This is a genomic window from Pseudomonas sp. S2_A10 (assembly GCF_054668465.1).
In genome coordinates, this window is record NZ_CP162773.1 from 2,801,793 (window position 1) to 2,817,126 (window position 15,334).

12 protein-coding genes are annotated in these 15,334 nt (G+C 59.0%); 11 read left to right on the top strand and 1 reads right to left on the bottom strand.

Annotation, left to right across the window (positions count from 1 at the left end; all coding sequences use genetic code 11):
* Positions 1-93: 93 nt before the first annotated feature.
* The 7 genes from dnaK (at position 94) to AB4N41_RS12625 (ending at position 9,898) form a co-directional block, all read left to right on the top strand.
* Positions 94-2,010, top strand: coding sequence for a molecular chaperone DnaK (gene dnaK, locus AB4N41_RS12595; RefSeq protein ID WP_024011565.1), 1,917 nt, complete (start codon positions 94-96; stop codon positions 2,008-2,010).
* Positions 2,011-2,307: 297 nt separating this feature from the next.
* Positions 2,308-3,432, top strand: coding sequence for a molecular chaperone DnaJ (gene dnaJ / locus AB4N41_RS12600; RefSeq protein ID WP_016771767.1), 1,125 nt, complete (start codon positions 2,308-2,310; stop codon positions 3,430-3,432).
* Positions 3,433-3,441: 9 nt separating this feature from the next.
* Entirely contained in the window at positions 3,442-4,245 is an 804-nt protein-coding gene (gene dapB / locus AB4N41_RS12605; protein WP_041477928.1) for a 4-hydroxy-tetrahydrodipicolinate reductase, read from the top strand.
* A 258-nt stretch (positions 4,246-4,503) separates the two neighbouring features.
* On the top strand, positions 4,504-5,640 hold the full coding sequence (gene carA / locus AB4N41_RS12610) for a glutamine-hydrolyzing carbamoyl-phosphate synthase small subunit (RefSeq protein WP_016771765.1): 1,137 nt from the start codon (positions 4,504-4,506) through the stop codon (positions 5,638-5,640).
* 124 nt (positions 5,641-5,764) lie between these two features.
* Positions 5,765-8,986, top strand: a complete 3,222-nt coding sequence (gene carB / locus AB4N41_RS12615; RefSeq protein ID WP_016771764.1) for a carbamoyl-phosphate synthase large subunit — start codon at positions 5,765-5,767, stop codon at positions 8,984-8,986.
* A 2-nt stretch (positions 8,987-8,988) separates the two neighbouring features.
* Positions 8,989-9,465 carry a transcription elongation factor GreA gene (gene greA, locus AB4N41_RS12620; RefSeq protein ID WP_038861135.1) on the top strand — a complete coding sequence of 159 codons (477 nt, stop codon included), beginning with the start codon at positions 8,989-8,991 and terminating at the stop codon, positions 9,463-9,465.
* 28 nt (positions 9,466-9,493) lie between these two features.
* Positions 9,494-9,898: an MFS transporter gene (locus AB4N41_RS12625; protein ID WP_150636055.1), complete on the top strand. Its 405-nt coding sequence runs from the start codon at positions 9,494-9,496 to the stop codon at positions 9,896-9,898.
* A gap of 9 nt (positions 9,899-9,907) precedes the next feature.
* Here the strand turns inward: AB4N41_RS12625 and AB4N41_RS12630 are convergent, their stop codons facing one another.
* Entirely contained in the window at positions 9,908-10,216 is a 309-nt protein-coding gene (locus AB4N41_RS12630; RefSeq protein WP_003221534.1) for a YhbY family RNA-binding protein, read from the bottom strand.
* 101 nt (positions 10,217-10,317) lie between these two features.
* Between AB4N41_RS12630 and rlmE the strand changes: the two genes are divergently transcribed.
* From rlmE to glmM, 4 genes are all read left to right on the top strand, one after another.
* Entirely contained in the window at positions 10,318-10,947 is a 630-nt protein-coding gene (gene rlmE / locus AB4N41_RS12635) for a 23S rRNA (uridine(2552)-2'-O)-methyltransferase RlmE (RefSeq protein ID WP_056782866.1), read from the top strand.
* A 202-nt stretch (positions 10,948-11,149) separates the two neighbouring features.
* Positions 11,150-13,057 carry an ATP-dependent zinc metalloprotease FtsH gene (gene ftsH / locus AB4N41_RS12640; protein ID WP_016771759.1) on the top strand — a complete coding sequence of 636 codons (1,908 nt, stop codon included), beginning with the start codon at positions 11,150-11,152 and terminating at the stop codon, positions 13,055-13,057.
* An 8-nt stretch (positions 13,058-13,065) separates the two neighbouring features.
* Entirely contained in the window at positions 13,066-13,917 is an 852-nt protein-coding gene (gene folP / locus AB4N41_RS12645) for a dihydropteroate synthase (RefSeq protein WP_460138409.1), read from the top strand.
* A gap of 16 nt (positions 13,918-13,933) precedes the next feature.
* Positions 13,934-15,271 (top strand): phosphoglucosamine mutase, encoded by a 1,338-nt coding sequence (gene glmM, locus AB4N41_RS12650; protein WP_041477931.1) that lies wholly within the window; start codon positions 13,934-13,936, stop codon positions 15,269-15,271.
* Positions 15,272-15,334 lie beyond the last annotated feature (63 nt).

Sequence of the window (15,334 nt, forward strand, 5' to 3'; positions counted from 1 at the left end):
CAAGGCCCCCATTTAGAAGTCAAGCGTTTAAGTGCTACCGCAGTCAGCCACCACTGCTGCGGCAACAAAATCCAAAGTTTCGGGAGAGTGAACATGGGCAAAATTATCGGTATCGACCTGGGGACTACCAACTCCTGCGTCTCCGTGCTGGAAAACGGCAAAGCCAAAGTTATTGAAAACGCTGAAGGCGCGCGTACCACGCCGTCGATCATCGCTTACGCCAACGATGGCGAAATTCTGGTAGGTCAGTCGGCCAAGCGTCAGGCTGTAACCAACCCGCACAACACCCTGTACGCGGTAAAGCGTCTGATCGGTCGTCGTTTTGACGAAGAAGTTGTGCAGAAAGATATCCAGATGGTCCCTTACAAGATCGTCAAGGCTGACAACAATGACGCCTGGGTAGAAGTGAACGGCCAGAAAATGGCGCCGCCACAAATCTCGGCTGAAATTCTGAAGAAGATGAAGAAGACCGCCGAAGACTACCTCGGCGAAGCAGTGACCGAAGCGGTGATTACCGTTCCGGCCTACTTCAACGACAGCCAGCGTCAAGCCACCAAAGACGCCGGCCGCATCGCTGGTCTGGACGTAAAACGCATCATCAACGAACCAACCGCAGCCGCTCTGGCTTACGGTATGGACAAGGCCAAGGGCGATCACACCGTGATCGTTTATGACCTGGGTGGCGGTACCTTCGACGTTTCCGTGATCGAAATCGCTGAGGTTGACGGTGAGCACCAGTTCGAAGTGTTGGCCACCAACGGTGACACTTTCCTCGGCGGTGAAGACTTCGACATTCGTCTGATCGACTACCTCGTTGACGAATTCAAGAAAGAAAGCGGCATGAACCTCAAAGGTGACCCGCTGGCCATGCAGCGCCTGAAAGAAGCCGCTGAGAAAGCCAAGATCGAGCTGTCGTCCGCTCAGTCGACCGACGTCAACCTGCCGTACATCACTGCAGACGCGACCGGTCCTAAGCACCTGAACGTGAAAATCTCCCGTGCCAAGCTCGAAGCACTGGTTGAAGACCTGGTTCAGCGCACCATCGAACCTTGCCGCATTGCCATGAAAGACGCCGGTATCGACGTCAGCGCGATCAACGACGTGATTCTGGTCGGTGGTCAGACTCGTATGCCGCTGGTGCAGAAGCTGGTTACCGATTTCTTCGGTAAAGAAGCGCGTAAAGACGTCAACCCGGACGAAGCCGTTGCCATGGGTGCTGCGATTCAGGGCGCTGTTCTGGCCGGTGACGTTAAAGACGTGCTGCTGCTCGACGTCAGCCCGCTGACCCTGGGTATCGAAACCATGGGTGGCGTGATGACCGCGCTGATCGAGAAAAACACCACGATTCCTACCAAGAAATCGCAAGTGTTCTCGACTGCCGACGACAACCAGGGTGCTGTGACCATTCACGTTCTGCAGGGCGAGCGCAAGCAAGCTGCACAGAACAAATCGCTGGGCAAGTTCGACCTGGCCGACATTCCACCAGCTCCACGTGGCGTGCCGCAGATCGAAGTGACCTTCGACATCGACGCCAACGGCATCCTGCACGTCGGCGCGAAAGACAAGGCTACCGGCAAGACCCAGTCGATCGTGATCAAGGCCAACTCCGGTCTGTCCGACGAAGAAATCGAGCGCATGGTGCGTGACGCCGAGGCGAATGCCGAGGAAGACCGCAAGTTCGAAGAACTGGCTGCTGCCCGTAACCAGGGTGACGCACTGGTGCACTCGACTCGCAAGATGGTCGCTGACGCAGGCGACAAGGTCACCGCTGAAGAGAAGACTGCAATCGAAGCTGCAGTGGTTGCGCTGGAAGCCGCCGTCAAAGGCGACGACAAGGCTGCCATCGAAGCCAAGGTTGAAGAGCTGTCGAAAGTCTCCGCTCCGGTTGCTCAGAAGATGTACGCCGAACAGGCTCAGCCAGCTGATGGCGCAGCCCCGCAAGGCGAATCGGCTGAGAAGGCTGACGACGTTGTCGACGCCGAGTTCGAAGAAGTCAAAGACCACAAGTAAGTTGTTGGTCGCCCGGTTGACTGCCTTGCGGCGGTGACTGGTAGGATGTCGCCGCGCGGGAGCTTGCCTCCCGCGTTGGCGTATCTGGAATACGTGAATTTTTACAGCATGCGACAACGCTCGCGTGTTGGTGGTATGGCTGAAAATGCTCCTGCTTTTCGCGCCGCAGATACCGCATCAATCAAGACCAGGATCGTTGAATTGACGTGAGTTGGGTCCGGGCCTTAATGGGGGCTCAACGAGTTTGGCGAGGCTCAGGAGGGGTTTGCCGAACGTCCTTAAGAGTGCAAAGAACTTATGGCAAAGCGTGACTATTACGAAGTATTGGGTGTCGAGCGGGGCACGAGCGAAGCGGACCTGAAGAAGGCCTATCGCCGCCTGGCCATGAAGCACCACCCCGACCGTAATCCCGGCGACAAAGCTTCCGAAGAAGCATTCAAAGAGGCCAACGAGGCCTATGAAGTGTTGTCCGACGCCAGCAAGCGCGCGGCATACGACCAGTATGGTCATGCCGGCGTCGATCCGAGCATGGGTGGCGGCGGTGCCGGTTTCGGTGGCCAGAACTTCTCGGACATCTTCGGCGATGTCTTCAGTGATTTCTTCGGTGGCGGTCGCGGCGGTGCCCGTGGCGGCGCTCAGCGTGGCAGCGATCTGCGCTACACCCTGGAGCTGAATCTGGAAGAAGCGGTGCGCGGTACGTCGGTGAATATCCGCGTTCCGACACTGGTCAACTGCAAACCGTGCGATGGTTCCGGCGCCAAGAAAGGCTCGTCGCCGACGACGTGCCCGACCTGCGGCGGCATCGGTCAGGTGCGCATGCAGCAGGGCTTTTTCTCGGTGCAGCAGACCTGCCCGCGCTGCCATGGCCAGGGCAAGATCATTTCCGATCCGTGCGACTCCTGCCACGGCGACGGTCGTGTCGAAGAGTACAAAACCCTGTCGGTCAAAGTGCCTGCCGGTGTTGATACTGGCGACCGCATTCGTCTGTCCGGCGAAGGCGAGGCGGGTACCCAGGGCGGGCCGACTGGCGACCTGTACGTTGTGATCAATGTGCGCGAACACGACATCTTCCAGCGTGACGGCAAGCATCTGTTCTGCGAAGTGCCGATCAGCTTCGTCGACGCTGCACTGGGCGGCGAGTTGGAGATTCCGACCCTCGACGGTCGCGTCAAACTGAAAATCCCTGAAGGCACGCAGACCGGCAAGCAATTCCGCGTACGCGGCAAGGGCGTTGCGCCAGTGCGTGGCGGCGGTGCCGGCGACCTGATGTGCCGTGTCGCTGTGGAAACGCCGGTCAACCTCAACCGTCGTCAGCGTGAGCTGCTGGAAGAATTCCGCAGCTCCCTGGCCGACGACAACAGCCACTCGCCGAAAACCACCGGTTGGTTCGACGGTGTGAAGCGTTTCTTCGGCGATTTGTAAGGAGTCGGCATGCGACGTATTGCAGTGATGGGCGCCGCCGGGCGCATGGGCAAGACCCTGATTGAAGCGGTGCAGCAGACGCCGGGCGCCGGTCTGACGGCGGCGGTCGATCGTCCCGACAGCACGCTGGTCGGCGCGGATGCCGGTGAGCTGGCAGCGCTGGGCCGTATCGGCGTGCCGCTGTCCGGTGATCTGGATCGTGTGGTTGAAGAGTTCGATGTGTTGATCGACTTCACTCACCCGACCGTGACCCTGAAGAATCTCGCGTTCTGCCGCAAGCACGGCAAAGCGATGATCATCGGCACCACCGGTTTCAGTGTTGAAGAGAAGCAATTGCTGGCCGATGCGGGCAAGGACATTCCGATCGTCTTCGCCGCCAACTTCAGCGTCGGCGTCAACCTGTGCCTGAAGTTGCTCGACACCGCTGCGCGCGTGCTGGGCGACGATGTCGATATCGAGATCATGGAAGCCCACCACCGCCACAAGGTCGATGCTCCGTCCGGTACGGCGGTGCGCATGGGTGAAGTGATTGCTGATGCGCTGGGGCGTGATCTGAAGAAGGTCGCGGTCTACGGTCGCGAAGGCCAGACCGGTGCGCGTGAGCGTGAAACCATTGGTTTCGCCACCGTGCGTGCTGGCGATATCGTCGGTGATCACACCGTGCTGTTCGCTGCCGATGGCGAGCGCGTCGAGATTACCCATAAGGCATCGAGCCGCATGACCTTCGCCAAGGGCGCGGTGCGTGCGGCGCTGTGGCTGGATGGTCGCGAGCCGGGCCTGTACGACATGCAAGACGTACTCGACCTGCGTTGAGTCGTTGCTGAACCCGGCGCAAACGTCCCGTTTTGCGCCGGTTTTTACCGCTTGGCGACGACCTGTCGCATTCTCCGGCCTTTAAGGCTCTTTAGCGGTGGACCAAAAACGCCCTTTTCTGTAAGCTACAGCTTTAGTGTGTCCACTAAAAGCGCGCAGAATAATTTCAGTGAAGAAGCGGGGTGACGTGTCCATACGTCACTCCGCTTTTTTACAACCTGCGATTGCCCTTTCATGCGTTATTTACGGGAGGTCTTCTTGACTAAGCCAGCCATACTCGCCCTTGCTGATGGCAGCATTTTTCGCGGCGAAGCCATTGGAGCCGACGGTCAGACCGTTGGTGAGGTGGTGTTCAACACCGCAATGACCGGCTATCAGGAAATCCTTACCGATCCTTCCTACGCCCAGCAGATCGTTACCCTGACTTACCCGCACATCGGCAACACCGGCACCACGCCGGAAGACGCCGAGTCCGACCGCGTCTGGTCCGCTGGCCTGGTCATCCGTGACCTGCCGCTGGTAGCGAGCAACTGGCGCAACACGATGTCCCTGTCTGATTACCTGAAAGCCAACAATGTAGTGGCAATCGCCGGTATCGACACCCGTCGCCTGACCCGCATCCTGCGTGAAAAAGGCGCTCAGAACGGCTGCATCATGGCCGGCGACAACATCTCCGAAGAAGCAGCCATCGCCGCTGCGCAGGGCTTCCCGGGCCTGAAGGGCATGGACCTGGCGAAAGTCGTCAGCACCAAGACCCAATACGAATGGCGCTCGACTGTCTGGGATCTGAAAACCGACAGCCACGCGACCATCGAAGCTTCCGAGCTGCCATATCACGTGGTTGCTTACGACTACGGCGTCAAGGTCAACATCCTGCGCATGCTGGTCGAGCGCGGCTGCCGCGTCACCGTAGTGCCTGCGCAGACTCCAGCCGCCGATGTGCTGGCGCTGAAGCCGGACGGCGTGTTCCTGTCCAACGGCCCTGGTGATCCGGAGCCATGCGACTACGCGATCCAGGCGATCAAGGAAGTCCTGGAAACCGAGACGCCGGTATTCGGCATCTGCCTCGGCCACCAACTGCTGGCTCTGGCCTCCGGCGCCAAGACCCTGAAAATGGGCCACGGCCACCACGGTGCCAACCACCCGGTGCAGGATCTGGATACAGGCGTGGTGATGATCACCAGCCAGAACCACGGTTTTGCGGTAGACGAAGCCACCCTGCCAGCCAACGTGCGCGCGATCCACAAATCGCTGTTCGACGGCACCCTGCAAGGCATCGAGCGCACCGACAAGAGCGCGTTCAGCTTCCAGGGTCACCCTGAAGCGAGCCCGGGCCCGAACGATGTCGCGCCACTGTTCGACCGCTTCATCAACGAGATGGCCAAGCGACGCTAAGCGTTCGCCTTGAGACTGTAGAGAGAAGGCCTCGAGGGCGGCCCCGGTACCGGCGGCCCCTTCGGGACTTCAGAAATCGATCAAGACGGCTTGCCGACTGACCTGCGGATTTGAGTGACAAACCATGCCAAAACGTACAGACATTAAAAGCATCCTGATTCTCGGCGCTGGCCCGATCGTGATCGGCCAGGCCTGCGAATTCGACTACTCCGGCGCCCAGGCCTGCAAAGCCCTGCGCGAAGAGGGTTACCGCGTCATCCTGGTGAACTCCAACCCGGCCACCATCATGACCGACCCGGACATGGCCGACGCCACCTACATCGAACCGATCAAGTGGCAGACCGTGGCCAAGATCATCGAAAAAGAGCGTCCGGACGCCGTGCTGCCAACCATGGGTGGCCAGACCGCTCTGAACTGCGCTTTGGACCTGGAGCGCGAAGGCGTTCTGGAGAAGTTCGGCGTAGAGATGATCGGTGCCAACGCCGACACCATCGACAAGGCTGAAGACCGTTCGCGTTTCGACAAGGCGATGAAATCCATCGGCCTGGCGTGCCCGCGTTCCGGCATCGCCCACAGCATGGAAGAAGCCAACGCGGTCCTCGAAACCCTCGGTTTCCCGTGCATCATCCGTCCGTCCTTCACCATGGGCGGCACCGGTGGCGGTATCGCTTACAACCGTGAAGAGTTCGAAGAAATCTGCGCCCGTGGTCTGGACCTGTCGCCGACCAAAGAGCTGCTGATCGACGAATCGCTGATCGGCTGGAAAGAATATGAAATGGAAGTTGTCCGCGACAAAAAGGACAACTGCATCATCGTCTGCTCGATCGAAAACTTCGACCCGATGGGCGTGCACACCGGCGACTCGATCACCGTAGCTCCAGCCCAGACGCTGACCGACAAGGAATACCAGATCCTGCGTAACGCCTCGCTGGCGGTACTGCGCGAGATCGGCGTCGAGACCGGTGGTTCCAACGTTCAATTCGGTATCTGCCCGAACACTGGCCGTATGGTCGTGATCGAAATGAACCCGCGTGTATCGCGTTCCTCGGCACTGGCTTCGAAAGCCACCGGTTTCCCGATCGCCAAGGTCGCGGCCAAACTGGCTGTGGGTTACACCCTTGATGAGCTGTCGAACGACATCACCGGCGGCAAGACCCCGGCGTCCTTCGAACCGTCGATCGACTACGTCGTCACCAAGCTGCCACGCTTCGCCTTCGAGAAATTCGCCAAGGCTGACGCACGCCTGACCACGCAAATGAAGTCGGTCGGTGAAGTCATGGCCATCGGCCGGACCTTCCAGGAATCCCTGCAGAAAGCCCTGCGCGGTCTGGAAGTCGGCGTTTGCGGTCTGGACGAGAAGCTCGATCTGAGCAACCCGGACAGCATGAGCGTGCTCAAGCGCGAACTGACCGTGCCGGGCGCCGAGCGTATCTGGTACGTGGCTGACGCCTTCCGCGCCGGTCTGTCGGTCGAAGACATCTTCGGCATGAACATGATCGACCCGTGGTTCCTGGTGCAGATCGAAGACCTGATCAAGGACGAAGAGAAGGTCAAGACCCTCGGTCTGTCCTCGATCGACCGCGACCTGATGTTCAAGCTCAAGCGCAAAGGCTTCTCTGATCAGCGTCTGGCGAAACTGCTGGGCGTCACCGAGAAAAACCTGCGTACGCATCGTCAGAAGCTGGAAGTGTTCCCGGTCTACAAGCGCGTTGACACCTGCGCCGCCGAGTTCGCTACCGACACCGCTTACCTGTACTCGACCTACGAGGAAGAGTGCGAGGCAGCACCGTCGGGTCGCGACAAGATCATGATTCTGGGTGGCGGTCCGAACCGTATCGGCCAGGGCATCGAGTTCGACTACTGCTGCGTTCACGCTGCGCTCGCCCTGCGCGAAGACGGCTACGAAACCATCATGGTCAACTGCAACCCGGAAACCGTATCCACCGACTACGACACTTCCGACCGTCTGTACTTCGAGCCGGTAACCCTGGAAGACGTACTGGAAATCTGCCGCGTCGAGAAGCCGAAAGGCGTGATCGTCCAGTACGGCGGCCAGACTCCGCTGAAACTGGCTCGTGCTCTGGAAGCTGCTGGCGTGCCGATCATCGGCACTAGCCCTGACGCGATCGACCGCGCCGAAGATCGCGAGCGCTTCCAGCAAATGGTCGAGCGCCTGAACCTGCGTCAGCCGCCAAACGCCACTGTGCGCAGCGAAGATGAAGCCGTTCGTGCTGCGGCGAAGATCGGTTATCCGCTGGTGGTGCGCCCGTCCTACGTGTTGGGCGGCCGTGCGATGGAAATCGTATACAAGGAAGACGAACTCAAGCGCTATCTGCGTGACGCGGTGCAAGTGTCCAACGACAGCCCGGTGCTGCTCGACCACTTCCTCAACTGCGCCATCGAAATGGACGTGGATGCGGTCTGCGACGGCAAAGATGTAGTGATCGGCGCGATCATGCAGCACATCGAACAGGCGGGCGTTCACTCCGGTGACTCCGCGTGCTCGCTGCCGCCGTACTCGCTGCCAGCGCACATCCAGGACGAGATGCGCGAACAGGTCAAGAAAATGGCCCTGGAGCTGGGTGTTGTCGGCCTGATGAACGTGCAATTGGCCTTGCAGGGCGAAGACATCTACGTCATCGAAGTCAACCCGCGCGCCTCGCGTACCGTGCCGTTCGTTTCCAAGTGCATCGGTGTTTCCCTGGCCATGATCGCTGCGCGCGTGATGGCCGGTAAGACCCTGAAGGAAATCGGCTTCACCAAGGAAATCATCCCGAACTTCTACAGCGTGAAAGAGGCGGTGTTCCCGTTCGCCAAGTTCCCTGGCGTTGACCCGATCCTCGGCCCAGAGATGAAGTCGACCGGTGAAGTGATGGGCGTCGGCGACACCTTCGGCGAAGCATTCGCCAAGGCGCAGATGGGTGCCAGCGAAGTTCTGCCGACCGGCGGTACCGCGTTCATCAGCGTGCGCGATGACGACAAGCCACTGGTTGCAGGCGTGGCCCGTGATCTGATCAACTTGGGCTTCGAAGTGGTCGCCACTGCCGGCACTGCCAAGCTGATCGAAGCCGCAGGCCTGAAAGTGCGCCGCGTGAACAAGGTGACCGAGGGTCGTCCGCACGTGGTCGACATGATCAAGAATGACGAAGTCACGCTGATCATCAACACCACCGAAGGTCGTCAGTCGATCGCCGATTCGTACTCCATTCGTCGCAACGCCCTGCAGCACAAGATCTACTGCACCACCACTATTGCTGCGGGCGAAGCGATCTGCGAAGCGCTGAAGTTCGGTCCGGAAAAGACCGTGCGCCGCTTGCAGGATCTACACGCAGGATTGAAGGCATGAGCATAACCAAGTACCCAATGACTGTTCAGGGCGCTCGCGCCCTGGAAGAGGAGCATGCTCACCTGACCAAGGTCGTCCGTCCGAAGCTCAGCCAGGACATCGGTACGGCCCGCGAGTTGGGTGACTTGAAGGAAAACGCTGAATACCATGCTGCCCGCGAACAGCAGGGCATGGTCGAAGCGCGTATTCGTGATATCGAGGGCCGGATTCAGAATCAGGTCATCATCGACGTCACGACCATTCCTCACACCGGTAAAGTGATTTTCGGTACCACCGTCGAGATCGCCAACGTCGAGACTGATGAAAGCGTCACTTACCACATCGTGGGTGAGGATGAGGCTGACTTCAAACTCGGCAAGATCTCCGTCGGTTCGCCGCTGGCCCGCGCCTTGATTGGCAAGGAAGAGGGTGACGTTGTCGCCGTCAAAACGCCAAGCGGCGTGATCGAGTACGAGATTGTTGAAGTTCGTCACATCTGAAAGAAGGCGCCCGCTGCATGCGGGCGCCATGCTTTGGCAACTGACCCAGATGCTTTGGGTCGGTGGCCTATGGTTGATTCATGTCGGTTTGCAGCCGGCGCTGGGTCGGATCGGTCTGGCGCCGCTGTTGATCGACGAAGTGGCCAGTGCTTTCGAAGTGCTGGTGGTGGGATTCGCCGCTCTGTGCGTGATCTTTCAGGCTTTGGTGCTGGTACAGGCCGAGGGCCTTGCCAGTCTATGGCGGGATTTTCGCGGGCAGGTGCTGTTGATGGCGTTGTACGCGTGCGCGATGTATGTCGCCGTGCGTGTCGGCTGGCCGGATGCGCAGCGCTGGCAGGTATTCAGTTATCTGGTGCTGGGTTTTTCCGGGCTGGTGCTGGTCATGCAGCCGGTGCCGGGATGGGGTGGCAGGGTGCGCGAAGCACACCCTTGACCCTGCGCATCACTTGAAGCGATGAACGTTCGACAGCTGCTTGTTGACGCTGAAGTTCTTGCGGTAGACCAGAGCCATCTTGCCGATGACCTGAACCAGGTCCGCTTTGCCGACCTTGCACAGCTCGGCGATGTGCGCGAGGCGCGACTCGCGATCAAGGATATTGAGCTTGATCTTGATCAGCTCGTGATCGGCCAAGGCGCGTTCAAGTTCGGCTAAAACACCTTCAGTCAAACCGTTGTCCGCCACCGTCAACACTGGTTTGAGGTGGTGGCCGATGGATTTGTACTGTTTCTTCTGCTCTGGAGTGAGCGGCATAATCTGACCCTTTCGTCTGGATTCTGTAAAATGGCGGCCATTTTACCCGAGGGTTCGTGGATCCGCCCAACTAATCACGACCCTAATCATCGAGGTGCCCAATGGCGCGTTCCAAGACAAGCCTTGGTTGGCTGAAAAGACATGTCAACGATCCTTATGTGAAGCAGGCGCAGAAGGATGGCTACCGCTCGCGTGCAAGTTACAAGCTTCTGGAGATCCAGGAAAAATACAAACTCATCCGTCCGGGCATGAGCGTGGTCGACCTCGGCGCGGCGCCGGGTGGCTGGTCGCAGGTGACCAGTCGGCTGATCGGTGGCCAGGGGCGTCTGATCGCTTCGGACATTCTTGAAATGGACGGCATTCCGGACGTGACCTTCATTCAAGGTGACTTCACTGAGGACTCGGTGCTGGCTCAAATCCTTGAGGCTGTGGGTAATTCGCAGGTGGACCTTGTGATTTCCGATATGGCCCCCAATATGAGTGGTACGCCCGAAGTGGATATGCCCAAGGCCATGTTCCTGTGCGAGCTGGCGCTGGACCTGGCGGAACGGATCCTCAAGCCCGGTGGCAATTTCGTCATCAAGATTTTCCAGGGCGAAGGGTTCGACGTTTATCTGAAGGATGCTCGGAAGAAATTCGACAAGATCCAGATGATCAAGCCAGACTCTTCCCGTGGCAGCTCCCGAGAGCAGTACATGCTGGCCTGGGGTTATCGCGGTGGTGATGCCTGAAACGAGGTTTTTCGGCGGGGCGATAGGTTTTTCATATTTCGCTCTGCAGGCATAAGCGAATATTGTGTAGAAAGTGTTTCACAAAGGGTTACAGACGGCGCCTGCCAGAGTTGTAGGTAATGTAGTAAGTTAGGCCGGTGAATATCATGCGAAGCGCGCGCCAGTAGCGGAGCTTGCTTCAGAGGGTAGTTAATTGAACGATATGGCAAAGAATCTGATCCTGTGGTTGATCATCGCGGCAGTCCTGGTGACGGTGATGAACAACTTCTCCAGCCCTAACGAGCCGCAGACCCTCAACTATTCCGACTTCATCCAGCAGGTCAAGGATGGCAAGGTCGAGCGCGTAGCCGTTGACGGCTATGTGATTACCGGCAAGCGCACCGATGGCGACAGCTTCAAGACCATTCGTCCGGCAATTCAGGACAATGGCCTGATCGGCGATCTGGTCGACAATCACGTTGTGGTTGAAGGCAAGCAGCCTGAACAGCAAAGCATCTGGACTCAGCTTCTGGTAGCCAGCTTCCCGATCCTGGTGATCATCGCGGTGTTCATGTTCTTCATGCGCCAGATGCAGGGTGGTGCCGGTGGCAAGGGCGGGCCGATGAGCTTCGGCAAGAGCAAGGCGCGCCTGCTCTCTGAAGATCAGGTGAAAACCACTTTGGCTGACGTTGCCGGTTGCGACGAAGCCAAGGAAGAAGTCGGCGAGCTGGTCGAGTTCCTGCGTGATCCGGGCAAATTTCAGCGTCTGGGCGGTCGTATCCCGCGCGGCGTGCTGATGGTCGGCCCGCCGGGTACCGGTAAAACCTTGCTGGCCAAGGCGATTGCCGGCGAAGCGAAAGTGCCGTTCTTCACCATTTCCGGTTCCGACTTTGTCGAAATGTTCGTCGGTGTCGGCGCCAGCCGCGTCCGCGACATGTTCGAGCAGGCCAAGAAGCACGCCCCTTGCATCATCTTCATCGACGAAATTGATGCCGTAGGTCGCCATCGTGGCGCCGGCATGGGTGGCGGTCACGACGAACGTGAGCAGACTCTCAACCAGTTGCTGGTAGAGATGGACGGCTTCGAAATGAATGACGGCATCATCGTGATTGCTGCGACCAACCGTCCGGACGTGCTCGACCCTGCGCTGCTGCGTCCGGGCCGTTTCGACCGTCAGGTGGTGGTTGGCTTGCCAGACATTCGTGGTCGCGAGCAGATTCTGAAAGTGCACATGCGCAAAGTGCCAATGGGCGACGACGTTGCTCCGGCAGTGATCGCGCGTGGTACTCCTGGTTTCTCCGGTGCTGACCTGGCCAACCTGGTCAACGAAGCGTCGCTGTTCGCTGCCCGTAGCGGCAAGCGTATCGTCGAGATGAAAGAGTTCGAACTGGCGAAAGACAAGATCATGATGGGTGCCGAGCGCAAATCCATGGTCATGTCCGAGAAAGAAAAGCAGAACACGGCCTACCACGAAGCTGGCCATGCCATTGTCGGTCGCGTTGTTCCCGAGCATGATCCGGTCTACAAGGTGTCTATCATTCCGCGCGGTCGTGCGCTGGGTGTGACCATGTTCCTGCCGGAAGAAGATCGCTACAGCCTGTCCAAACGTGCGCTGATCAGCCAGATCTGCTCGTTGTACGGTGGCCGTATCGCTGAAGAAATGACCCTGGGCTTCGATGGTGTGACTACCGGGGCCTCCAACGACATCATGCGTGCAAGTCAGATTGCCCGGAACATGGTGACGAAATGGGGGTTGTCGGAAAAACTCGGTCCGCTGATGTATGCCGAAGAAGAGGGTGAAGTGTTCCTCGGTCGTGGCGGTGGTGGTCAGGCTGCCAGCTTCTCCGGTGAGACAGCCAAACTGATCGACTCCGAAGTGCGCAGCATCATTGATCAGTGCTACGGCACCGCCAAGCAGATCCTCACGGATAACCGTGACAAGCTGGATGCCATGGCTGATGCGCTGATGAAGTACGAAACCATCGATGCCGAGCAGATTGACGACATCATGGCCGGCCGCACACCTCGCGAACCTCGCGACTGGTCGGGTGGCACCGGTACGCCTCCGCCGCCTGTCGTGCAGGATGAGCGTCCGGAAAAACCGATTGGCGGTCCGGCTGCTGACGTTTAAGGCTTGAAATGACTTCTGTACAGTCCCTGACCCGGTTGCCTTGTGGCAACCGGGTTCTTGATTTGGCCCAGACGCATGTCATGGGCATTCTCAATGTCACTCCTGATTCCTTTTCCGACGGCGGCCGCTACAGCCAGCTCGATGCGGCGCTGCGCCATGCCGAAGACATGGTGCTGGCTGGCGCGACGCTGATTGATGTCGGCGGCGAGTCGACCCGGCCGGGTGCGCGAGCGGTCTCTCCTCTGGAGGAACTTGAGCGCGTCGCGCCGATTGTCGAGCTGATCAATCGCGAGTTGGATGTCATCATCTCGGTCGATACTTCCACCCCGGCAGTCATGCGCGAAACCGCACGGCTCGGTGCCGGCCTGATCAACGATGTGCGTTCGTTGCGTCGCGATGGCGCGCTGGATGCGGCGGCGGCTACCGGATTGCCGGTCTGCCTCATGCACATGCTCGGCGAACCGGGCGATATGCAGGATAATCCGCAGTATCAGGATGTTACTCGCGAGGTCGCTGAGTTTCTCGCCGAGCGCATGGAGCAGTGCGCGCAGGCGGGTATCCCCGCCGAGCGGATCATTCTTGATCCCGGCTTCGGCTTCGCCAAGACCTTGCAGCACAATCTAAGCTTGTTCAAACACATGGAGGCTCTGCATGCGCTGGGACGGCCATTGCTGGTAGGTGTTTCGCGCAAGAGTATGATTGGCCACGCGTTGAACCGTCCCGTGGGCGAGCGCCTGCACGGCGGACTGGCGCTGGCGGCGCTGGCGTCAGTTAAAGGCGCACGTATATTGCGCGTCCACGATGTGGCGGAAACCGTCGATGTTGTGCGAATGATCGCGGCCGTTGAATCAGCCGAATAAGAATGATGGAGCACTTATGAGCAAGAAATATTTTGGTACCGACGGCATTCGCGGTCGTGTTGGTGAATACCCGATCACGCCTGACTTCATGCTCAAGCTCGGCTGGGCGGCTGGTATGGCTTTCCGCAAGATGGGGGCCTGCAAGGTGCTGGTCGGCAAGGACACGCGGATCTCCGGTTATATGTTCGAATCGGCACTCGAGGCCGGGCTGACCTCGGCGGGCGCCGATGTGATGCTGCTCGGCCCGATGCCGACGCCTGCCATCGCCTATCTGTCGCGTACGTTCCAGGCTGAAGCCGGTATCGTGATAAGTGCCTCGCACAACCCGCATGATGACAACGGCATCAAGTTCTTCTCCGGTAAAGGCACCAAGCTGCCGGATGAGTTGGAGTTGATGATCGAAGAATTGCTCGACACGCCGATGACCGTTGTCGAGTCGAGCAAGATCGGCAAGGTGTCGCGAATCAATGACGCATCGGGTCGCTACATCGAGTTCTGCAAAAGCAGCGTTCCTACTGGCTCCAATTTCGCCGGCCTGAAGATCGTCATCGACTGCGCGCATGGTGCGACTTATAAGGTTGCACCTAGCGTCTTCCGTGAGCTGGGTGCCGAAGTTGTCGTGCTATCTGCCCAGCCGAATGGGTTGAACATCAACGATAACTGCGGTTCCACGCATATGGGGCCGTTGCAGGCCGCCGTTCTGGCTGAGCATGCGGACCTGGGTATCGCCTTCGACGGTGATGGCGATCGGGTACTGATGGTCGATCACACCGGCGCCATTGTTGATGGTGACGACCTGCTGTTTATCATTGCCCGCGATCTGCATGAGCGTGGCAAGTTGCAGGGTGGCGTCGTCGGTACGTTGATGAGCAATCTTGGTCTCGAACTGGCCCTTGCGGATCTGTCGATCCCGTTCGTTCGCGCCAATGTCGGTGACCGCTACGTGATTGCCGAACTGCAAGAGCGCAACTGGCTCGTTGGTGGGGAAAACTCCGGGCATGTGGTCTGCTTCAACCACACCACCACGGGCGACGCGATCATCGCGGCTCTGCAGGTGTTGATGGCTCTGAAATCCCGCAACGAAGGCTTGGCACAAACCCGGCAGGCGTTGCGCAAGTGCCCTCAGGTGCTGATCAACGTTCGCTTTGGCGGCGGTGAAAGCCCGCTGGAGCATCCGGCTGTCAAGGAAGCCAGTGCCCGTGTAACTCAGGCGATGGCGGGGCGCGGTCGCGTGCTTCTGCGCAAGTCCGGCACAGAGCCTCTGGTGCGCGTAATGGTCGAAGGCGAGGACGAAAACCAGGTTCGCGGCTATGCCGAAGAGCTGGCAAAACTGGTAACCGAAGTTTCTGCCTGATACGGCTTGCAAGCCATGATTGTGTTGGGTAACATCTGCGCCCACTTTGACCGACGAGGTACA

What these genes read in the sequence shown, in the direction of transcription:
- folP (WP_460138409.1), top strand. Translation starts at nt 13,066, where the DNA reads ATGACTTCTGTACAGTCCCTGACCCGGTTGCCTTGTGGCAACCGGGTT.
- AB4N41_RS12625 (WP_150636055.1), top strand. Translation starts at nt 9,494, where the DNA reads ATGCTTTGGCAACTGACCCAGATGCTTTGGGTCGGTGGCCTATGGTTG.
- dnaK (WP_024011565.1), top strand. Translation starts at nt 94, where the DNA reads ATGGGCAAAATTATCGGTATCGACCTGGGGACTACCAACTCCTGCGTC.
- rlmE (WP_056782866.1), top strand. Translation starts at nt 10,318, where the DNA reads ATGGCGCGTTCCAAGACAAGCCTTGGTTGGCTGAAAAGACATGTCAAC.
- AB4N41_RS12630 (WP_003221534.1), bottom strand. Translation starts at nt 10,216, where the DNA reads ATGCCGCTCACTCCAGAGCAGAAGAAACAGTACAAATCCATCGGCCAC.
- glmM (WP_041477931.1), top strand. Translation starts at nt 13,934, where the DNA reads ATGAGCAAGAAATATTTTGGTACCGACGGCATTCGCGGTCGTGTTGGT.
- carB (WP_016771764.1), top strand. Translation starts at nt 5,765, where the DNA reads ATGCCAAAACGTACAGACATTAAAAGCATCCTGATTCTCGGCGCTGGC.
- dapB (WP_041477928.1), top strand. Translation starts at nt 3,442, where the DNA reads ATGCGACGTATTGCAGTGATGGGCGCCGCCGGGCGCATGGGCAAGACC.
- dnaJ (WP_016771767.1), top strand. Translation starts at nt 2,308, where the DNA reads ATGGCAAAGCGTGACTATTACGAAGTATTGGGTGTCGAGCGGGGCACG.
- ftsH (WP_016771759.1), top strand. Translation starts at nt 11,150, where the DNA reads ATGGCAAAGAATCTGATCCTGTGGTTGATCATCGCGGCAGTCCTGGTG.